The sequence below is a fragment of the Cellulomonas sp. B6 genome, from assembly GCF_001462455.1.
GTDB lineage: Bacteria > Actinomycetota > Actinomycetes > Actinomycetales > Cellulomonadaceae > Cellulomonas.
Genome location: NZ_LNTD01000083.1, coordinates 1 through 19,042, shown reverse-complemented (window position 1 = coordinate 19,042; position 19,042 = coordinate 1). Strand labels below are relative to the sequence as shown.

Genomic DNA, 19,042 nt, shown 5'->3' with positions numbered 1-19,042 from the left:
TCGTGGACGCCCACGGCGCCCGCCGCGACCCCGACCCCGGCCGAGGCCCCGTCGCTCAGCTCGTTCCAGACGGGTGCCCCGCAGCGCACCGACGGGGGCGCGCCCTCGTGGGCACCGACCCCGTCGGCCGACCCCGCTGCGCCCGCTGCGCCCGCGCCCGCTGCGCCCGCTGTGCCCGCTGTGGAAGCCTGGCCTCGCCCGGCGGTCGCGCCCGACCCGTCGCCCGCACCCGCCGCCGAGCAGCCCGCCGCGCCCTGGGCGTCGTCGCGCACCGCGTCCGCGGCCGTGCACGACGAGGACGACGACCTCGACGACGACGACGACGAGCCGACGCGCCGCCGGTACCCCTACACGTGGCTGCACATGCTCGTGCTGTCGCTCGTGGCGTTCGTCCTCGGCTTCCTCATCATGCTGCTGTACATGCAGGCCAGCGGCGGTGACGAGCCGTCCGCCGACGCGAGCGCGACCCGCGTGGTCGACGGCCGCGCCGGCCCGCTCTAGAGACCCCACGCACCACCGCGCGTCGCCGCACCGGCGAGCCTCGCGCACCGAGACCACCCGAGGAGTCCTGTGACCGCGAGCACCCGTGCCGTCGAGCTCACCCACGCGGCCGCCCGTGCCGCGTCCGACCTCAAGGCGGAGGAGATCATCGCGCTCGACGTGAGCGACCAGCTGGTCCTCACCGACGTCTTCCTCATCGCCTCGGGGACGAACGAGCGCCAGGTCGGCGCGATCGTCGACGCCGTCGAGGAGGCGCTCCACAAGCTCGGCGCCAAGCCGGTGCGCCGCGAGGGCAAGTCGCAGGGGCGCTGGGTCCTCATCGACTTCGGCGAGATCGTCGTCCACGTGCAGCACGCCGAAGACCGCGTCTACTACGCCCTCGAGCGGCTGTGGAAGGACTGCCCCGTCATCGACCTGCCGGCCGACGAGCGCGACGAGCAGGCGGAGGCGTGACGCAGCGGCACCTCGTGCTGTGGCGGCACGGCCGCACCGCGTACAACTCCGCCGCGCGGCTGCAGGGCCAGGTCGACATCCCGCTGGACGAGGTCGGGCACTGGCAGGCGCGCACGGCGGCGTCACGGCTCGCGCAGCGCGCGCGACCGGCGCGCGTGGTGTCGTCCGACCTCACACGTGCGGTCGAGACCGCGACCTACCTCACACGTGCGCTCGACCTGCCCCTCGAGACCGATCCGCGCCTGCGTGAGCGCTCGTTCGGCGAGTGGGAGGGGCTGACCGGCCCGGAGATCGACGCCCGGTGGCCGGGGGAGTTCGGCGTGTGGCGTGCCGGCGGCGACCCGACGGGCGTCGGCGCCGAGACCCGCGCCGACCTCGCGTCGCGGCTGTCGGACGCGGTGGCGGACCAGCTGACGCGGACGCCGGACGACGGCGGCCTCGTGGTCGTGTCCCACGGTGCGGCGATCGGCGCGCTCGTCGCCGCGCTGCTGGGGCAGGACCCCGCGTGGCGCGGCGTCGGCGGGCTGCACAACGCGCACTGGGTCGAGCTCGTGCGCTCGGGCCCCGGCGTCGACCCGGCCTGGCGTCTCCTGGGCTTCAACGTGGGCCCGACGGACGCGTCGTCCGACTGGAACGCGGGACCCGACCCGGAGCCCGCGCAGGACGACGACGACGCGGTGCGCGACCCGGACTGAGGCGGTGTCGGGCGCCCCGGCGCCCGATTCGCTTTCGACGCTCGGATCGTCGTAAACTCTCCGGGCGCCCCTCGGGGCGACGGGGTCCTCTCGGGGACCACGGGGCTGTGGCGCAGCTGGTAGCGCACCTGCATGGCATGCAGGGGGTCAGGGGTTCGAGTCCCCTCAGCTCCACCGGAACGAAGGCACCGTCCAGGGATCTGGGCGGTGCCTTCGTCGTTCCCGGCCCGGCCCGGCTCTCGCGTACCTCGCGGCCGCGCCGCCGCTGGAGCCGGGTCGCACGCGGGGTCCTTGACCTCAACCTTCGTTGAGTACGCAGCGTGGGGGCATGAGCACCTCACCACCCCTGACCGACCGCCTGCCCGACACCCTGCTGCGCCACCTCACGCGCGTCACCGGCGACGAGAAGCACGACGCCGCCGCGCAGTCCACGCTCGACGTGCTGTGGGTCCTGCACGACCAGGTCCTGCGGCTCGACCCCTGGTCCGAGCGCGACCGGTTCCTGCTGTCCAAGGGGCACGGCCCCGCGTCGTACTACGCCGTGCTCGCGACCAAGGGCCTGATCCCCGCGTCGTGGCTCGACGACCTCGCGGGGCCCGGCTCGCCGCTCGGGCACCACCCGGACCGGCTGCTCGTGCCACCCGTGGAGATCTCGTCGGGCTCGCTCGGGCACGGTCTGCCGATCGCCGTGGGCCTCGCGCGGGGCCTGGAGATCGCGGGCGCGCCCGGACGGGTCGTCGTGCTGGTCGGGGACGCCGAGCTCGACGAGGGCAGCAACCACGAGGCGATCGCGGTCGCGGGCCGCTGGGGGCTCGGACGCCTCGCGTGCGTCGTCGTCGACAACGACTCGGCGACGCTCGGGTGGCCCGGCGGGATCGTCACGCGGTTCCAGGGCGAGGGCTGGACGGGCGCGGTCGTCGACACGGCCGACCACGACGCGCTGCGCGACTCGCTGCGTGTGCACGGCGACCGGCCGCACGTGACGGTCGTCCGCACCGCTCGGAAGGGGTCGTGATGCGCGCGCGGTTCTACGCCACGATGGCCGACCTGCTCCGATCGGACGAGCGGACGGCGCTCGTGCTGGCGGACATCGGCCCGCTCGGGCTCGTCGCGGGCGAGCCGGCCGACGAGCGCGTGCTCAACGTCGGGATCCGCGAGCAGACCATGATCGGCGTCGCCGCTGGGCTCGCGCTCGCGGGTCTGCGGCCCTTCGTGCACAGCTACGCGCCGTTCCTCGTCGAGCGCCCGTACGAGCAGGTCAAGCTCGACCTGTCCCACCAGGACCTCGGGGCGGTGCTCGTGTCCATCGGTGCGAGCTACGACGCCGCGAGCGAGGGGCGCACGCACCAGAGCCCGGCGGACGTGGCGCTGCTGAGCGCGCTGCCCGGCTGGCGCCTGCACACCCCGGGGCACCCCGACGAGGTCGAGACGCTCGTGCGCGCCGCGGGCCGTGCCGACGACCGGCAGTACGTCCGGCTGTCGTCCCAGGTGAACCCGCAGGCGTGGCCCGCGGACGGGGGGATCCACGTGGTCCGGCACGGGCGCGGGACGCTCGTGCTCGCGGTCGGGCCCGCGCTCGCGGCCACGCAGCAGGCGGTCGAGGGGCTCGGCGTGACGCTCGCGTACACGGCCACGCCGTTTCCGCTCGACCGCGGCACGCTGCGCGCGCTCGCCGAGCACCACGTGCGCGTCGTGGTCGTCGAGCCGTACCTCGAGGGCACGACGTCGCCGGAGGTGTCGGCCGCGCTGCGCGGGCGCACGGTCGTCGTCGAGCACGTGGGCGTCGGGCGTGACGAGCGGCGCACCTACGGCACGCCGGCCGACCACACGCGCCTGCACGGGCTGGACGCCGCCGGCGTCCGGGATCGCGTGCTCCGGCACGTCTGACCGCCGTGGTGTGCGGGTCCTGCGGGCAGGGGCGTCGTGCGCCCCTCCCCGCAGGTCAGCCCTCTGCGGCGGCCCGCCGGTGGCGCAGCAGCACGAGTGCCGCCCCCATCGAGCCCGCGAGGACCAGGAGCCCCCCGGTCAGCACGCCGGCCCGGGTCGACCAGGACGGTGGGGCGCTCGCCGGGGACGCCAGCGCGAAGCCGCCGACCGGGCTGTCCGTGCCGTCGACGGCCGCTGACATCCTGGCCGACTCCGCGATCGCGTCGCGGTAGCGGGCTGCGATGGCGACCTGGGCCTCACGCAGGTCCACCGGGCCGGCGAACTCCGTTCGAGAGCTCGCGGGAAGTGGTGTCAGCACGGCCCCGTCCAGGCGGTAGAACGTGCTGATCGTCTCGTCCTCGATCACCACGGTCGGGTCGTCGAACAGCAGCGAGCCGCCCAGCACCGCGTCGTCGTTGTACACGGCGAGCTCGGCCGGGGCGCCGTCCGGCTTCCAGACGCGCGCGGTCCCGATCGCCTCGCCGTCACGCACCAGCGCGGCCAGCCACTGCTGCGTCGTCCTGGTCGGGGGCCCGTCGGCGGACCCCGCGAGGAACTCGTCGGTGAACGACGACACCTGGTGCGCAGGGCCGGCGGAGACCTCACCGCTGAAGTCCGGGACGTCCTCGCCGATCGCGGTGAGAGCCCGGCTCTGCGGGCCGCCACCGGCCGCCTGTCGGGCGGCGTCCGCCACGGATGCCTGGATCTCCTCGACGGCCGGACCGGCCAGGAACGCGGTGACGTCGGCAGGGGGTTCGGGCGCCGCCGTCGCTGACGCCGTCCCACCCCCCAGGATCAGCAACCCCGCCAGGGCGAGTCCGCCGCCCCACGCGCGGGCGAGAGTCGTCGTCGACATCGTGCCAGCCTCTCTCATCGCAGGATCTCGTAGCGTGAGTCGGTCCAGGTGTGCGTCCCGTACTGCTGCATCCAGGAGTGGGAGGCCGACTGGTACGCCGACTGCAGAGGGTTGATGTAGGAGAGCTTGCTGCCGGTGGTGTCGTAGCCGCGCAGGACCAGCATGTGACCGCCGCCAGCTGACCATCCCCATCGGATCATGACGACCCGACCGGAGTCGATCTCTCCCCGGACCGCGGCGAACGTCATCGGGCCCGTCGTGGTTCCGATCCCCGACAGGCCTGCCTTCAGCAGCGTCCGCGACACGTCGGCCCCGAAGTACCCGGTGACGTCGTCACAGCTGGACGACGCCTTGCCCCACTTCACCATCTGGCACTGCGTCGCCGAGACGCCCCGGTAGAACTGCACGGTCGACTTCGACGTCGCCGCCCAGCACCAGTTCGACTGCTCCTGCACGTAGACAGGTGCGGCGTTGTTCCTCGACGCCGCCGATGCGCTCGTCAGCCCGGCACCGCCGATCACGAGCGCGAGGCAGACGGCGAGAGCCGCTCGGGTGGTGGGTCTGCTTCTTTTTGTGCGCACGTACTTCCCCCTGGCGTCAGGGAGCACGTCGTCGTGCCCCTGAGGGGAACGTAGAGGTGCGAGCACCCGCGTGGACGTGGACAAAGGTCCTCTCTTCCGAGTGCAGCGCACGGGTGCTGGTGCTCGGGCCACCGGGCCCGTGCCATACGCCACGCGGGCGCACGCCGCGGCCCCGGGTGCGCCCCGGGTGTCACGGTGGCAAGCCGCGGCCCTCCGTCCGAGGCCTCCCGTGGGTCGGGCTGGCTGCGGCCGCGCGCCCCGCGGTGACGGCGCCGAGCCGCTGCGGGCCCGTGCCGTCGGCCCCCAGCACGTCCTCGGGGTTGAGCAGGTCGCACGAGCGCATCGCGAGGCACCCGCAGCCGATGCACCCGACGAGCTCCTTCTCGAGCCGCACGATCGCCTCGCGCCGCTCCTCGAGGCGGACCTTCCACACACGGGACACCCGCTGCCAGTCGGCGCGCGTCGGCTCACGGTCCATCGGCAGGTCACGGAACGCCTCGGCGACCTCGCCCAGCGGGATGCCCAGCCGCTTCGCGACGAGGACGAGCGAGATCCGCCGGAGCATGTGCCGCGGGTAGCGTCGCTGGTTGCCGGCCGTGCGCGACGACGCGATGAGACCCTCGCGCTCGTAGAAGTGCAGGGCCGAGGCGGCGAGGCCGGTGCGGGCGCCGACCTCGCCCACGGTGAGCAGGTCGTCGGACCGCACAGCGTCTCCCGTCGTGGACGTCGAGCCGACCCTAGACCTCAACCGCGGTCGAGGTTCAAGCCGTGCGTCAGACGTCGCGGCGCGCCGACGCGCAGCCCGCGGCCAGGACGGCCGCCGCGACCCACGCGACGAGCACGAGGCCGCCCGTGACCGGACGGAGCACGGGGTCGTGGCCCGGCGCGTACAGCAGCGACCCCGCGCGGTCGGGCAGCCAGCGCGCGTGCTCGGTGACCGTCGCCAGCAGCGGCGAGACGACGAGCAGGAGCGTGAGCGTCGCGACGAGCGCACCGACGAGCGACCGGGTGAGCACGGTCACCGCGTGCGCGAGCAGGCCGACGAGGACGAGCACGGCGACGGCCCCGAGCAGCGGGCGCACGCCGGACCTCGCGCCGGGGACGCTGTCGCCCGGCCCCCACGCCGCGGCGGCCGCGAGCGCGGCGGCGAGCCCGGCGCACGCGGTCAACGCGGACGTCGCCGCGACGGCCAGCACCTGCGCCGCCAGGTGGCGCCACCGGGCGGGCGTGACCGTCAGGGTCGTGACGATCTGGCGGCCGGCGTGCTCCGTCCCCGCCGCGAGGACGCCGACGAGCACCGTCGCGACCTGGAGGTACGGCACCGTGGCCAGCGCCGGGTCGGCCGTGGCGGTGCCCACGGCGGCCGCCGCGAACGCAGCCGCGAGCGTGGCCGCCACGACGGGCGTGCCGAGCACCACCCCCACGACCGCGGGCAGCCCCCGCAGCTTGACGAGCTCGGCGGTCACGACGCGGGCGAGCGGCCCGCTCACGCGTCGCGCCGCGTGAGCACGAGACCCGCGACCGCGAGGGCGCCCACGGCCCACGCCGCCATGACCAGCCCGCCGGCGAGCGGCGTGAGCGCGACGCCACCCGGCGGCTCCCAGTCGCGCGCGAACAGCGGGATGCCGGCCGCGTCGGGGAGGAACCGGGCCAGAGGCGTGAGCCGCCCGAGGAGCAGCGACAGGGAGACCATCGAGCTGTTGACGACGAGCACCACGAGGGGCACGAGACCGCTGCGCGTGACGACCGTGACCGCGAGCGCGAGGAGGGCGGTGAGGGTCCAGTAGACGGCGGTGCCCACCGAGCGCGCCACGGCGTCGTGCGGTGCGCCCACGTCCGGGACGTCCCCGACGAGCAGGCGCGCGACCACCAGGCACGCGGGCACCGTCACGGCGGCCATGACGAGTACGAGCGTGCTGACGGCGAGCGCCTTGGCCACGAGCACCCGCCACCGCGACGCCGTGGTCGTCAGAGTCGTGGTGATCTGCCGGCCGCCGCCGGCCTCGGTGCCGTTCGGCGTGTACTCGCTGCTCATCGCCACGACGCCCAGGACGACGGCGCCCACCGTGCCGAGCGGGACGGCCGAGAACGCGGCCTCGACGGCCGACGTGTAGCCCAGGGCGGCGCTCTCCCCGGCCGCGACGGCGTCGCGCACGCCCGCGGCGTTGAGGACCGTGACGCCCAGCGAGCCCAGGGTCGCGACCGCGACCGCGACCCACGCGGCCGGCAGCGCGGCGAGCTTGCCGATCTCGGCCCTCAGCGTGCGCACCCCGCTCACCGCGCCGCCCCCGCGCCCGTCGTCAGCGCGAAGAACGCGTCCTCGAGCGACGCGTGCCCGGCGGTCACGTCGGCGAGGGGCCCCGCCACGACGACGCGTCCGCCGGCGAGCAGCACGACGTCGTCCGCGACGCCGGCGACCTCACCCATGAGGTGGCTCGAGAGCAGCACCGTGCCACCGGCGTCCGCGTGCCCGCGCAGCAGGCCGCGGATCCACCGGATGCCCTCGGGGTCCAGGCCGTTGACCGGCTCGTCGAGCACCAGCGCGCGCGGCTCGCCCAGCAGCGCGGTCGCCAGGCCGAGCCGCTGTCCCATGCCGAGCGAGAACCGACCGACGCGCGTGCGGCCCGCGCTCGCGAGGCCCACCTGCTCGAGCACCTCGCCGACGCGGCGCTGCGGGACGCCGCCCGCGCGGGCCACCCAGGACAGGTGGTTGCGCGCCGTGCGCGAGCGGTGCGCGCCGGGCCCGTCGAGCATCGACCCGACCGTGCGCAGCGGGTCGCGCAGCGCCCGGTACGGCTGCCCGTCGACCAGCGCCGTGCCCGCCGTCGCGCGGTCGAGCCCGAGCAGGATCCGCAGGGTCGAGGACTTCCCGGCGCCGTTCGGCCCGAGGAACGCGGTGACGCGCCCGGGGTGTGCCTGGAACGTGACGTCGTGCAGCACCTGGTGCGGTCCGTGCCGTTTGCCGAGACCCGTGATCGAGAGCATGCCGCCATGTCACCAGCCGGCCCGTCGCCGCCGGATCGGGCCCCGGACCGGTCCCACGCGGAGGCGGCACGACCCCGGTCCCTCGGACCCTGGTCCGATCCGCACGCACGTCCGGGTCCCTACGCTGCCGCACATGGACACCGACCGGCCGATCTGGCGCTCCCGGGCCTGGACCGCGGTGGCCGCCGCGGTCGGGGTCGTGACGCTCGTGTTCGCGACCGTCGGGGTGGAGGGACCCGGATCGGTCGCGGTCGCCTGGACCCTCGCGGTCACCGTCGTCGGGGGCGCGACCCTCTCGGCGTCCCTGCGGCTGCGCGACGAGCGGCGGCGGTACGAGGACGAGCTCGCCGGGTGGGCGGCCGAGCGGGCGGCGCAGGCCGAGCGGCTGCGGATCGCGCGGGACCTGCACGACCTCGCGTCGCACGGCCTGGGGCTCATCACGCTGCGGGCCGCCGCCGCAAGCAGCTTGCCGGGCGAGGCCGGCGCGGTCGAGCGGGAGCGTGCGCTCGCGGACATCGAGCACGCCTCGCGGCGGACCACCGACGAGCTGCGACGCATGCTCACGGTGCTGCGCTCGCCCGGTCCCGCGCCGTTGCGCCCGGCGGACACGCTCGCCGACCTCCCCGAGGTCGTCGAGGCCGCCGCCGCGGGCGTGGCCGCCCCGACGCTCGAGGTCGACCTGGACCGTCTCGGCGACGTCGCGCCGCTCGCTCAGCTCACGGTGTGCGCCGTCGTCCGCGAGGCGCTCCAGAACACGGTCCGGCACGCCGGGCCGACCGCCGTCTCCGTCGCGGTGCGCCGCGAGGCTGACGACCTCGTCGCGGACGTGCACGACGCGGGCCCCGAGGTCGGCTGGGAGCCGCGACCCGGTGCCGGTCACGGGCTCGCGGGCCTCCGGGAGCGGGTCGCCGCCGCGGGCGGCTCGCTGACCGCGGGGCCGCACGGCGACGGCTGGGCGGTGCGGGCGCGGGTGCCCGCCGGGGGTGCGGCGTGACCGGCACTGCGGGCGAGGGCGTCGCGCGCGACGACCCTTCCGGGCGCGACGGCGCCGCGGTGCCGGACGTCCGTGTGCTCGTCGTCGACGACCAGCCGCTGCTGCGCCACAGCCTGCGCGTCCTCGTCGACGGCGCGCCGGGCACGGTCGTCGTCGGCGAGGCCGCGACCGGCTCCGAGGCCGTCGCCCGGGCGCACGCGCTCGTGCCCGACGTCGTGCTCATGGACATCCGCATGCCGGGCGGCGACGGCATCGAGGCGACGCGTCGCATCACGGCCTCGCCCGCGCTCGCGGGCACGCGCGTGCTCGTGCTGAGCATGTTCGAGCTCGACGAGTACGTGTACGGCGCGCTGCGCGCGGGCGCGAGCGGGTTCCTGCTCAAGGACGCGCACCCCGAGCAGCTGCTCGACGCCGTGCGGCGCACGCACGCGGGCGACGCGCTGTTCGCTCCCGCGATCCTCGCGCGGCTCGTCGAGCACTACGTCGACCGGCCGGCCGCACGGCCCGCGCGCAGCCTCGCGGCGCTGACGCCGCGCGAGACCGAGGTGCTCGCGCACGTCGCGCGCGGGCTGTCGAACGACGAGGTCGCCGCCACCCTGGTGATCTCGGTGAAGACCGTGAAGACGCACGTCGGCAACCTGCTGGCCAAGCTGCACGCGCGCGACCGGGCTCAGCTCGTCATCGCGGCCTACGAGTCGGGGCTCGTCGGCGCGGCGTGACGTCGTGGTGGGCGGACGTCGCGGGTGGTGCGACGTCGCGGTGGCCGGATGTGCCGGCCGCAACCCGCCCGGCGGCCGTGTGGGCGCCCGGCGCTAGCGTCGCGCCACCGACGAGAAGGGTGGGGCGCGTGGTCGAGCACGGTGCGGCAGGAGCGGTCGAGGACCGGCACGTGCCGGGCGGCGCCGCCGCGGTCGCGACGGTGGTGCTCACGGGCGACGACGCCGTGGCCGTGGACGTCACGGGGCCGGCGGACGCCGTCACGGGCGTCGCCGCGACCGCCCGGACGCCGTTCCACCTCTGCTCGATGGCCAAGACGGTGGCCGCGGTCGTCGTGCTGCGCCTCGCGGCACGCGGCGTGCTCGGCCTGCACGACGACGTGCGCGCGCTCGTCCCCGTCGAGGGGCCGGGGGAGACCGGTCCGACGCTCTGGCAGCTGCTGGCGCACCGCGGTGGCGTCGTGGACCCGCCGGGGTCGTTCGAGCCGACCGCCGGACCGGTGGCGTCGACGCGCGACGTCGTCGAGGGCCGGTCGGACGCGCACCCCGGGCCCGTGCGCGTCACGCACGAGCCCGGCTCGGCGTTCTCGTACTCCGACGCCGGGTACTGCCTCGTCGAGCGCGCGGTCGAGGTCGCGACGGGCGAGGCGTTCGCCGACGTGGCGCACCGCGAGGTCGTCGCCCCGCTCGGGCTCACGGCGACCGGCTACTGGGGCGGCGAGGCGACCGTCGCGGGGCCGCGACGTGCCGTGGTCGAGCTGTTCGTGCACGCGGCGGCGAGCGGCCACCACGCCGACGGCACGCGCGTGGCGGGCGGGCGCGCCCACTACGCGGGTCTCGCCGCCTCGAGCCTGTGGTCGTCGCCCGCCGACGTCGCCGTGCTGCTGACCGACCTCGGACGCGCGCTCGCGGGTGACGACGGCGTCCTCCTCGACCGGGCGCAGGGCGCGGTGCTGCGGCACGACCCCGACGACGTCGGTGCGGGTCCGGGCACGTTCCTGCTCGGCGACGCCCAGCGGCCGTGCGTGATGACGCAGGGCTGGGGCCTGGGGTTCCAGGGGCAGGTGCGCTGGTACCCGCGTGACCGCAGCGCGGTGGCGGTGCTGGTCAACTGCGAGCCCGGGGTGCCGCAGGCCGACTCGCTGGTCGGTGCGCGGCAGACGCGGGTCGCGGTCGCGCGCGGCTGGGCCTGACGCGCGCGGGTGACGTCCTCAGCGCAGGTCGCGCGAGCACATGACGCGGTCGACCGCGACGCGCAGCACGACGCGCTCGACGCCGTCGCGGGGCGGGCGGTAGCGCTCGGCGTACCGGTGCAGCGCGTCGGCGAGCTCGGCGGGGTCGTGGGACACGGTCACGACGCCCTCCAGGGTGAGCCAGCGGCGACCGTCCACCTGGCAGAGCGCGGCGCGGACGGGGTGGCCGGCGTCGTCCGCGCGGCGCGCGTTCGCCGCCTTGACGGTGCGCGGACCGGTCGTCGTGCGGGCCACCCCGGCGGTCGCGTCCCACGTGAAGGCCACGGGCACGACGTGCGGCGTGCCGTCGGCGCGCGGCGTCGTGAGGGTCGCGAGATGGCACTCGGTGACGAACGCCAGCTGGGGCGCGGTGAGGACGTGCACCGGCCGAGCGTACGGCGGACCGCCCGGCCGATCCCGTCGACCGCTGCCGCCACGGCTCGCTCGGGCGGGACCCGGGTTCCGCGTCCCGGGAGGCGCGGCGTCACCTGCCCGCTCGGGCCTCCAGCGTGTGCAGGTCACGCAGCGCGTAGCGCAGGTGCTCCCACTCCTCCTCCAGGATCGTGTGCAGGCACGTCAGCACGGTCTCGGGGTACTGGGGGGCCCAGGGGTTGCGACGCTCGCCGGCGAGCTCGGCGTCCGTGACGTGCGCGAGGTGCTCGCGCACGAGGCGCTGGCGGTCCGCACGCACCGCGAGCACGTCGGCGAACGGGGGCGTGCCGCCGTCGAAGACGCTCGGGTCGTGGCCGTCGGCGGCGTACTCGGCGTTCGGCTGACCGATCGGGTGATACGGCTGCGCGACGCCCAGCACCGCCCCACGCAGCCACGTGTCGGTGGCCATCACGAGGTGCCGCAGCGTCTGCGCGAACGACCACTCGCCGTCGACCTGCTCGTCGACGGCACCGGGCGGCAGCGCCGCCGCGCGGGCGACGGCCGCGGCCCACGCCGCCTCGAGCGCGTCCCACGCCTCGCGCAGCCCGTCCGGAGTGCTGGCCGAGCGCAGCTCCCGGCCCGGGAACCGGCGGTCGAGCTCGGCGGCGACGAACCGCGTGACGTCGACCCCGTTGACGAGCAGCCGGCTCTCGCCGTCGAGCAGCCACGGGGCGTCGATGTCGGCGTCGCCGATCTGCACGCCCCGCATGACGATCCGGGTCAGGTCGGATCGCACGAACCGCGCGCCGCGCAGGTCGCGGTCGACGAACGACTCGACGTGCCGGCGGGCGTCCCGGGTGGCCTCGGTCATGCTGCCGACTCTGGCACGCCCGCGCGTCGCTGTCCTGCTGCGTCGCTCTCGTGCCGCGTCGCTGTCCTGCCCGCGTCGCTCGGGGCGCCGCGTCCGTCGGGCGGTGCCGATCGGGCTCAGCCGGCCGTGTCACCGTCGAGCGGGGGCGTGAGCCGACCCTCGGGGTCGAGGCGGCCGAGGAGCGCGCGCGTGATCGTCTCGAGCTCGGCGACCTGTGCGGGCGTGAGCGCGTCGACGACGAGCTCGCGCGCGGTGCGCACGTGGCCGGGCGCGGTCGCGACGACGAGGTCCCAGCCGGCCGGTGTCAGGTGGGCGTTGGTCGCGCGGCGGTCGTCCGCGCAGGGGGCGCGGCGCACGAGGCCGCGGTCCTCGAGCCTCTTGACGACGTGCGACAGGCGGGGGAGCGTCGCGTTGGTGCGCTGCGCGAGCGCCGACATCCGCAGCGCGTGGTCCGGTGCCTCCGAGAGCATCGCGAGCACCTGGTACTCGAAGTGCGTGAGGGTCGCGTCGCGCTGGAGCTGGGAGTCGAGCTGCGCGGGCAGGAGCTCGGCGACGGCGACGAGGCCGAGCCACGCGCGCAGCTCGGCGGGGGAGAGCCAGGGGGTCGACGTGGTCACGGAGAGGATCGTACCGGAAAGTTGACGCAACAACTACCGAGGTCTACGTTAGTTGCACCAACAAGTTTTCTGGAGGTCGACATGAGCACGGTCACGGTCATCGGCGCGGGCAGCATGGGTGCGGCGATCGCGGGCCTCGCGGCCCGGGCGGGCGCGCAGGTCCAGGTGCTGGCGCGCGACGCCGCGCGGGCCGCGCAGGCCGCTCCGGCGGGCGCGGCGAGCGGCGCCCTCGGCGACGCGGTCACGGGCGACGTCGTCGTGCTGGCGCTGCCCTACCCCGCCGTGGGCGAGGTGCTCGCCACCCACCGCGACCAGCTCGAGGGGCGCGTCGTCGTCGACATCACCAACCCGCTCGACTTCACGACGTTCGACTCGCTCGTCGTGCCTGCGGGCTCGTCCGCGGCGGCGGAGATCGCCGCGCAGCTGCCCGGCGCCCACGTCCTCAAGGCGTTCAACACGACCTTCGCCGCGACGCTCGCGACCGGCACCGTCGGCGACGTGCCGACGGCCGTCCTCGTCGCGGGCGACGACGCCGACGCCAAGGCCGCGTTCGAGCGGGCCTTCGGCGGTGCCGTGCGCGTCGTCGACGCCGGGGCGCTCGCGCGGGCCCACGAGCTCGAGGCCCTCGGCTTCCTGCAGCTCACGCTCGCCGTCCGCGAGACCATCGGCTGGACCGGCGGGTTCGCGCTGGTCTGACGCGCCGCCTCAGCCGCGCTGGTCCAGGCGTCGCACGGGCACGCCGAGGATCGTCGTCTCGGGCGCGGCCAACGTGTCCAGGCCGGCGGGCACGGGCGGGAAGCCGTCCTCGGGGACCGGCCCGGCCCACACGCGCCACGCGCCCTCGGCGTGGTGCACCGCACCCGTGACGACCAACGCCGCCTCGCCCGCGGCCGCGAGCTGCGCGGCGAGCGGCGCGGTCGCACCGGACGGCACGAACCCGACGATCACGTTGCGCCACACCAGCACGAGGTGCTGGTCCGCCCCGTGCTCGACGCGCAGCCGCGCCGGGACGACCGCCGGCGCGGGGCGGTCGCCGAGCCCGAGCGCCTCCAGGACGGAGCGCTGCATCGCGGGCGCCTCGGCGGCGTGGAAGCCGTCCTCGACGTGGGCGAGCACCTCGGCTCGACGACGGAACAGGGCCACGTCACCAGCATGCCACGGGGGCGCCGCCGCGCGTCCGGGACCCGTGCGGCGGCGCCCGGCCACCCGTCCGACCGCCCACCGATCGGTCGCGACGGGCGCGAGCGCGGTGGCGTCCCTTACCTTGGGCCCCGTGAACGAACCGCAGATCGGGTCGGACGTCCCTCGCGGCGTCTTCAGCCACGAGGTACCGGAGCCGCTGCGCAACGACGTACGCCTGCTGGGAGAGCTGCTCGGGCGCGTGCTGCGCGAGGCCGGCGGCGAGGAGCTGCTGGCCGACGTCGAGCGCCTGCGCGAGCTGACCATCGCGTCGCACGGCGAGTCGGGCGGCGACGCGCTCGGCGCCGCCGAGGCGCTCGTCGCCGGCTTCACGCGCGAACGCGCCGAGCACGTGGCCCGCGCCTTCACGTGCTACTTCCACCTGGCCAACCTGGCCGAGGAGTACCACCGGGTGCGCGTGCTGCGCGACCGCGAGTCGCGTCTCGCGCCGCACGAGCTCGCGCCCGACGACTCCCTGCCCGCCGCGTACCAGCAGCTCGCGGCGGAGATCGGCGAGGACGCGGCGCGTCAGCGGCTGCGGGAGCTGGAGTTCCGCCCGGTCTTCACCGCGCACCCGACGGAGGCGCGTCGTCGTGCGGTCGCGGGCTCGATCCGTCGCATCGCCGAGCTCGTCGCCGAGCGCGACATGCTGCACGTGGGCGGCACGTCGCTCGTCGAGAACGAGCGCCGCCTGCTCGCCGAGATCGACACACTGTGGCGCACGTCGCCGCTGCGCGCCGCCAAGCCGACGGTCCTGGACGAGGTCGCGACCGTGCTGTCGATCTTCGACTCGACGCTGGCCGACGTGCTGCCGACCGTGTACCGGCGGCTCGACGACTGGCTCCTCGAGGCCGACGCCGGCACGACCGCCCCCGTCGTCGCGCCGTTCGCGCGCCTCGGCTCCTGGATCGGCGGCGACCGCGACGGCAACCCGAACGTCACGGCCGAGGTGACCCGCGCCGCGGCCGTCCTGGCCTCGGAGCACGCGCTCGACGCGCTCCTCGCCTCGGCCCGGCGCACGGCAGCGGCCCTGACGCTCGACGGGGTCGGCACACCCGCGTCGCCCGAGCTCGGCGCCCTGTGGCAGCGGCAGCGCTCGCTCGCCGAGCAGATCGCCGCCAGGGCCGCCGACGACGCGCCCAACGAGCCGCACCGCCGGGCCCTGCTCGTCGTCATCGAGCGGATCGCCGCGACCCGTCGCCGCGACGCGGACCTCGCGTACGCGAACGCCGCCGAGCTCGAGGCCGACCTGCGGGTCGTGCAGCACTCGCTCGAGGCCGCCGGTGCCCGCCGTGCCGCCTACGGCGACCTGCAGCGGCTCGTGTGGCAGGTGCAGACGTTCGGGTTCCACCTCGCCGAGCTCGAGGTGCGTCAGCACTCGCAGGTGCACGCCGCCGCGCTCGCGGACATCGAGGCCAACGGCGTCGACGGCGAGCTCGCCCCGATGACCGTCGAGGTGCTCGACACGTTCCGTGCGCTCGGCACCGTGCAGCGTCGCTTCGGCGTCGCGGCCGCGCGCCGGTACATCGTGTCGTTCACCCAGTCGCCCGAGCACCTGGCAGCCGTGTACCGGCTCGCCGAGCTCGCGTTCGGCGGCGCCGAGCACGCGCCCGTCATCGACGCGATCCCGCTGTTCGAGACGTTCGCGGACCTCGAGAAGAGCGTCGACATCCTCGAGGCGTCGCTGCAGCACCCGCGCGTGCAGGAGCGCCTGGCCGCGAACGGGCGGCGGGTCGAGGTCATGCTCGGGTACTCCGACTCCTCCAAGGACGTCGGCCCGGTGTCGGCCACGCTCGCGCTCGACGACGCGCAGCGGCGCATCGCACGGTGGGCGCAGGAGCACGACATCGTGCTCACGCTGTTCCACGGTCGCGGTGGTGCCCTCGGGCGCGGCGGCGGCCCCGCGAACCGTGCGGTGCTCGCGCAGCCCCCGGGCTCGGTCGACGGTCGCTTCAAGCTGACCGAGCAGGGTGAGGTGATCTTCGCCCGGTACGGCGACGCCGACATCGCGACGCGGCACATCGAGCAGGTCACCGCGGCCACGCTGCTCGCCGACGCGCCGAGCGTCGTGCGACGCAACGACGAGGCCGCCGAGCGGTTCGCCGACCTGGCCAAGCGTCTCGACGTCGCGTCGCGCGAGCGGTTCCACGGCCTCGTGCGCGCCGACGGCTTCCCGTCGTGGTTCGCGCAGGTCACGCCGCTGGAGGAGGTCGGCCTCCTGCCGATCGGCTCACGCCCGGCTCGTCGCGGCCTGTCGGTGTCCTCGCTCGACGACCTGCGGGCGATCCCGTGGGTGTTCTCGTGGTCGCAGGCGCGCATCAACCTGGCCGGCTGGTACGGCCTGGGCACCGCGCTGGAGTCCGTGGGGGACCTCGCCGAGCTGCGCACGGCCTACGCCGAGTGGCCGCTGTTCGCGACCATCATCGACAACGTCGAGATGTCCCTGGCCAAGACCGACGAGCGCATCGCCGAGCGGTACCTCGCGCTGGGCGACCGCGACGACCTCGCGCGGATGATCCTCGACGAGATGCGCCTGACACGTCGGTGGGTGCTCGCGATCACGGGCAGCACGGGCGTGCTGTCGAACCGGCGCATCCTCGGTCGTGCCGTCCAGCTGCGCAGCCCGTACGTCGACGCGCTGTCGCTGCTGCAGCTGCGTGCGCTGCGGGGACTGCGCACCGGGGACGACGCCGAGTCCGTCGACGACCTGCGACGCCTGCTCCTGCTGAGCGTCAACGGCGTGGCCGCGGGCCTGCAGAACACCGGCTGATCCCCGCCCGGTCTCTCCGCCCGACGCCCCCGTCCCGTGCCCTGCACGAGGCGGGGGCGTCGGGCGTCGCGGGGCGTGCGCGCCCGCGGGCGGGGACGGTCAGCGGGCGGGGACCGTGCGCGGCTGCGCCCACGCGCGCAGCGCCGCGACGCGCTCGGCCATGACGACGGCCAGCGGACGCGTCGCGCGCAGCTCGCCCAGCACCGTCGCGGCGTCGAGCGCGCCGCCCTGGGCGTGCGCGACGTACGTCGCCGCGACGACGGCCTGCTCGACCTCCGCGCCCGAGAACGCGTGCGACGCGGCGACGAGGGGACCGAGGTCCTCGTCGGGCAGCGTGAGGCCGCGGCGGCCCGCGTGCAGCCGCAGCAGCGCGGCCCGCGCCTGCTCGTCGGGCAGGTCGACGAAGAACAGCTCGTCGAACCGTCCCTTGCGCACGAGCTCGGGCGGCAGCGCCGTGATGTCGTTGGCGGTCGCGGCGACGAACACGCGCGAGCCCCGGTCGGCGAGCCACGTCAGCAGCGTGCCGAGCACGCGTCGTGCCGAACCGCCGTCGCCGTCGTTCGTCGCGACCGCCTTCTCGATCTCGTCGACCCACAGCACGCACGGCGCGAGCGCGTCGGCCGCGGCGAGCGCGTCGCGCAGCCGCCGCTCGGACTCGCCGACGAACTTGTCGTGCACGCCCGCGAGGTCCAGACGCAGCAGCGGCACCCCGAGGATCGAGGCCGCCGCGCGGGCCGCGAGGGACTTGCCGCAGCCCTGCACGCCCAGCAGCAGCACGCCCCGCGGCGCCTCCAGGTGGGGTGCGGTGCCGTCCATCGCCGGGCGGCGCAGCAGCAGCCACCGCACCACGCCGTCGAGCCCCACGACGTCGTCGGGCCCGACCGTCGCGTACTCGTAGGACAGCACGCCGTCGGCCGACAGGGCCTCGAAGCGTGCCCGCTCCACGACCGGCAGGTCCCGCGTCGTCAGCGCGCCGTCGTCGACGACCGCGCCGTGCGCGAGCCGGGCGACGTCGGCGCGCGAGAGGCCGGCCAGCCGCTGCACCAGCAGCTCACGTGCGCGGGGGTCGACGTGCGGCACGCGGCCCGTCGCGGCCGACCACGCCTGGACCGTGCGGTCCACGACCAGCGCCCGCTCGGCGGCCGTCGGGAACGTGACGGGCACGCGCACCGCGACGTGGTCGAGCTCGCGCGGCAGGTCGACCGCGTGCGACACGAGCACGAGCGTGCTGCGCAGGTGCAGCGGACGCTGCGCCGCGTCCTTGAGCAGGCGCACGACGACCGGGTCGTCGAACCACGGGTGCAGGTCGAGCAGCACGTAGACGGCCGGGGCGACGCTCTCGACGATCGAGCGCAGCAGGGTCGGCGGGTCGGTGTTGTGCAGCTGCGACCCGCCCAGGTCGACGTCGGCGCGTCGCAGGCCGTCGGTCACGCTCCAGCGGAACACCGGCAGCGCACCACGCCCGCCGGGGGAGCGGGACGCCGCGCGGAGGACGAGCTCGAGGGCCTCGGCCTCGTCGGCGGTCTCGAGCACGAGGATCGGGGTGCGGGCCGCGACGAGCGCGGCGACGTCGTCGCGGGAGCCGTCGGGGTGCACGGGGGTCACGCTAGCGTCGCGCGGCGCGTCGACCGCCCACGCGGCGCCGTGCCGCGGCGGTACCACCCGGATGCCGCGACCGGCGTCGGCCGACGCGGCCCGGTGCGGCGCACCGGGACGGCGGACCAGCCCTGCGGACCAGCTCTGCGGACCAGCCCAGCGCGTCAGCCGGCTGGTCGCTCCCGGCGGGCCGCTCCCGGCGGGTCAGCGCGGCAGCGAGAGGACCGGTGGGACGGACGACCCGGCGGCCAGCAGGTCCAGGACGAGCCGCTCGTGCGGCACCACGGCGTCGGGCAGCGCGGTCAGCGGGTACCAGCCCATCGCCGAGGCGCGGTCGGCCTCCCGGAGGCGGGGCTCGCCCTGCCACCGCGTGACCTCGAAGAACACGTCGATGCGCTGCTCGACCTGCGGACCCCCGCGCTCGAAGCGGTGCACGGCGGTCAGCGGGCGCAGGTCGTCGGGCGCGATGACCACGCCCCCCTCCTCGGCAGCCTCCCGCACCGCGGCCTCGTGCACCGACTCGCCCGGGTCGACGTGACCGGCGAGGGTGGCCCACCAGCCGTCCATGTACCCGGTGCCCTCGCGCCGCTGCAGCAGGACCTCGTCACCCGCCGTCCCGGGGCGACGCAGCACGACGTAGGACGCCGCGACCAGCAGCGTGCGCCCGGCGGCGTGGTCGTCCTCGCGGTAGCCCTCCG

Annotated in this window: 21 protein-coding genes, 1 tRNA gene and 1 pseudogene; 11 read left to right on the top strand and 12 right to left on the bottom strand. The window is 75.9% G+C overall.

Annotated elements, in window-relative coordinates:
* The 6 genes and pseudogenes from ATM99_RS19685 to ATM99_RS07540 form a co-directional block, all read left to right on the top strand.
* A pseudogene (locus tag ATM99_RS19685) lies at window positions 1–501 on the top strand (hypothetical protein); the annotation flags it as partial.
* A gap of 69 nt (window positions 502–570) precedes the next feature.
* Complete coding sequence (rsfS, locus tag ATM99_RS07560) at window positions 571–954, top strand: ribosome silencing factor (RefSeq protein WP_062102304.1); 384 nt, start codon at window positions 571–573, stop codon at window positions 952–954.
* Window positions 951–1,649, top strand: coding sequence for a histidine phosphatase family protein (locus tag ATM99_RS07555; RefSeq protein ID WP_062102303.1), 699 nt, complete (start codon window positions 951–953; stop codon window positions 1,647–1,649). Before rsfS ends, ATM99_RS07555 begins: the two co-directional genes overlap by 4 nt.
* Before the next feature lie 101 nt (window positions 1,650–1,750).
* Window positions 1,751–1,823, top strand: a tRNA-Ala gene (locus tag ATM99_RS07550).
* A gap of 154 nt (window positions 1,824–1,977) precedes the next feature.
* Window positions 1,978–2,664 (top strand): transketolase, encoded by a 687-nt coding sequence (locus ATM99_RS07545; protein ID WP_062102302.1) that lies wholly within the window; start codon window positions 1,978–1,980, stop codon window positions 2,662–2,664.
* A complete protein-coding gene (locus tag ATM99_RS07540; RefSeq protein ID WP_062102307.1) occupies window positions 2,664–3,536 on the top strand; it encodes a transketolase family protein in 873 nt (290 codons plus the stop codon). Before ATM99_RS07545 ends, ATM99_RS07540 begins: the two co-directional genes overlap by 1 nt.
* A 55-nt stretch (window positions 3,537–3,591) precedes the next feature.
* Here ATM99_RS07540 and ATM99_RS07535 read toward each other — a convergent pair whose 3' ends face one another.
* The 6 genes from ATM99_RS07535 to ATM99_RS07510 all read right to left on the bottom strand — a co-directional run bounded on the left by ATM99_RS07535 (window position 3,592) and on the right by ATM99_RS07510 (window position 7,997).
* Complete coding sequence (locus ATM99_RS07535) at window positions 3,592–4,431, bottom strand: hypothetical protein (RefSeq protein ID WP_150118195.1); 840 nt, start codon at window positions 4,429–4,431, stop codon at window positions 3,592–3,594.
* A 14-nt stretch (window positions 4,432–4,445) separates the two neighbouring features.
* Entirely contained in the window at window positions 4,446–5,039 is a 594-nt protein-coding gene (locus ATM99_RS07530) for a papain-like cysteine protease family protein (RefSeq protein WP_062102300.1), read from the bottom strand.
* Window positions 5,040–5,202: 163 nt separating this feature from the next.
* Window positions 5,203–5,718, bottom strand: a complete 516-nt coding sequence (gene soxR, locus ATM99_RS07525) for a redox-sensitive transcriptional activator SoxR (protein ID WP_150118194.1) — start codon at window positions 5,716–5,718, stop codon at window positions 5,203–5,205.
* A gap of 67 nt (window positions 5,719–5,785) precedes the next feature.
* A complete protein-coding gene (locus ATM99_RS07520) occupies window positions 5,786–6,502 on the bottom strand; it encodes a hypothetical protein (RefSeq protein ID WP_062102299.1) in 717 nt (238 codons plus the stop codon).
* Window positions 6,499–7,281 carry an ABC transporter permease gene (locus ATM99_RS07515; RefSeq protein WP_223304871.1) on the bottom strand — a complete coding sequence of 261 codons (783 nt, stop codon included), beginning with the start codon at window positions 7,279–7,281 and terminating at the stop codon, window positions 6,499–6,501. Before ATM99_RS07515 ends, ATM99_RS07520 begins: the two co-directional genes overlap by 4 nt.
* Window positions 7,282–7,286: 5 nt before the next feature.
* Window positions 7,287–7,997 (bottom strand): ABC transporter ATP-binding protein, encoded by a 711-nt coding sequence (locus ATM99_RS07510; protein WP_062102297.1) that lies wholly within the window; start codon window positions 7,995–7,997, stop codon window positions 7,287–7,289.
* A 133-nt stretch (window positions 7,998–8,130) separates the two neighbouring features.
* Between ATM99_RS07510 and ATM99_RS07505 the strand changes: the two genes are divergently transcribed.
* From ATM99_RS07505 to ATM99_RS07495, 3 genes are all read left to right on the top strand, one after another.
* On the top strand, window positions 8,131–8,991 hold the full coding sequence (locus ATM99_RS07505; protein ID WP_062102296.1) for a sensor histidine kinase: 861 nt from the start codon (window positions 8,131–8,133) through the stop codon (window positions 8,989–8,991).
* On the top strand, window positions 8,988–9,710 hold the full coding sequence (locus ATM99_RS07500) for a response regulator (protein ID WP_369798025.1): 723 nt from the start codon (window positions 8,988–8,990) through the stop codon (window positions 9,708–9,710). The genes ATM99_RS07505 and ATM99_RS07500 overlap by 4 nt, the downstream gene beginning before the upstream one ends.
* A 128-nt stretch (window positions 9,711–9,838) precedes the next feature.
* The gene (locus ATM99_RS07495) at window positions 9,839–10,900 is read left to right on the top strand and encodes a serine hydrolase (protein ID WP_190278797.1); all 1,062 of its coding nucleotides are present in this window, start codon (window positions 9,839–9,841) and stop codon (window positions 10,898–10,900) included.
* An 18-nt stretch (window positions 10,901–10,918) separates the two neighbouring features.
* Here ATM99_RS07495 and ATM99_RS07490 read toward each other — a convergent pair whose 3' ends face one another.
* The 3 genes from ATM99_RS07490 to ATM99_RS07480 all read right to left on the bottom strand — a co-directional run bounded on the left by ATM99_RS07490 (window position 10,919) and on the right by ATM99_RS07480 (window position 12,799).
* Window positions 10,919–11,323, bottom strand: coding sequence for a pyridoxamine 5'-phosphate oxidase family protein (locus ATM99_RS07490; RefSeq protein WP_062102294.1), 405 nt, complete (start codon window positions 11,321–11,323; stop codon window positions 10,919–10,921).
* A gap of 100 nt (window positions 11,324–11,423) precedes the next feature.
* Window positions 11,424–12,182, bottom strand: a complete 759-nt coding sequence (locus ATM99_RS07485; protein ID WP_062102293.1) for a DinB family protein — start codon at window positions 12,180–12,182, stop codon at window positions 11,424–11,426.
* 116 nt (window positions 12,183–12,298) lie between these two features.
* Window positions 12,299–12,799, bottom strand: coding sequence for a MarR family winged helix-turn-helix transcriptional regulator (locus ATM99_RS07480; protein ID WP_062102292.1), 501 nt, complete (start codon window positions 12,797–12,799; stop codon window positions 12,299–12,301).
* 81 nt (window positions 12,800–12,880) lie between these two features.
* On the opposite strand from ATM99_RS07480, the gene ATM99_RS07475 reads away from it, so the two are divergent.
* Entirely contained in the window at window positions 12,881–13,495 is a 615-nt protein-coding gene (locus ATM99_RS07475) for an NADPH-dependent F420 reductase (RefSeq protein WP_062102291.1), read from the top strand.
* A 9-nt stretch (window positions 13,496–13,504) separates the two neighbouring features.
* Here ATM99_RS07475 and ATM99_RS07470 read toward each other — a convergent pair whose 3' ends face one another.
* Entirely contained in the window at window positions 13,505–13,942 is a 438-nt protein-coding gene (locus tag ATM99_RS07470) for a hypothetical protein (RefSeq protein ID WP_223304869.1), read from the bottom strand.
* Between the two features lie 130 nt (window positions 13,943–14,072).
* Between ATM99_RS07470 and ATM99_RS07465 the strand changes: the two genes are divergently transcribed.
* The gene (locus ATM99_RS07465; RefSeq protein WP_062102289.1) at window positions 14,073–16,748 is read left to right on the top strand and encodes a phosphoenolpyruvate carboxylase; all 2,676 of its coding nucleotides are present in this window, start codon (window positions 14,073–14,075) and stop codon (window positions 16,746–16,748) included.
* A gap of 99 nt (window positions 16,749–16,847) precedes the next feature.
* Here the strand turns inward: ATM99_RS07465 and ATM99_RS07460 are convergent, their stop codons facing one another.
* A complete protein-coding gene (locus tag ATM99_RS07460; protein WP_062102305.1) occupies window positions 16,848–18,344 on the bottom strand; it encodes an AAA family ATPase in 1,497 nt (498 codons plus the stop codon).
* Window positions 18,345–18,548: 204 nt separating this feature from the next.
* Window positions 18,549–19,042: NUDIX domain-containing protein (locus tag ATM99_RS07455; protein WP_062102288.1), on the bottom strand; the 494-nt coding region annotated here is incomplete at its 5' end.

What these genes read in the sequence shown, in the direction of transcription:
- ATM99_RS07545 (WP_062102302.1), top strand. Translation starts at nt 1,978, where the DNA reads ATGAGCACCTCACCACCCCTGACCGACCGCCTGCCCGACACCCTGCTG.
- ATM99_RS07540 (WP_062102307.1), top strand. Translation starts at nt 2,664, where the DNA reads ATGCGCGCGCGGTTCTACGCCACGATGGCCGACCTGCTCCGATCGGAC.
- ATM99_RS07535 (WP_150118195.1), bottom strand. Translation starts at nt 4,431, where the DNA reads ATGTCGACGACGACTCTCGCCCGCGCGTGGGGCGGCGGACTCGCCCTG.
- ATM99_RS07510 (WP_062102297.1), bottom strand. Translation starts at nt 7,997, where the DNA reads ATGCTCTCGATCACGGGTCTCGGCAAACGGCACGGACCGCACCAGGTG.
- ATM99_RS07505 (WP_062102296.1), top strand. Translation starts at nt 8,131, where the DNA reads ATGGACACCGACCGGCCGATCTGGCGCTCCCGGGCCTGGACCGCGGTG.
- ATM99_RS07485 (WP_062102293.1), bottom strand. Translation starts at nt 12,182, where the DNA reads ATGACCGAGGCCACCCGGGACGCCCGCCGGCACGTCGAGTCGTTCGTC.
- ATM99_RS07475 (WP_062102291.1), top strand. Translation starts at nt 12,881, where the DNA reads ATGAGCACGGTCACGGTCATCGGCGCGGGCAGCATGGGTGCGGCGATC.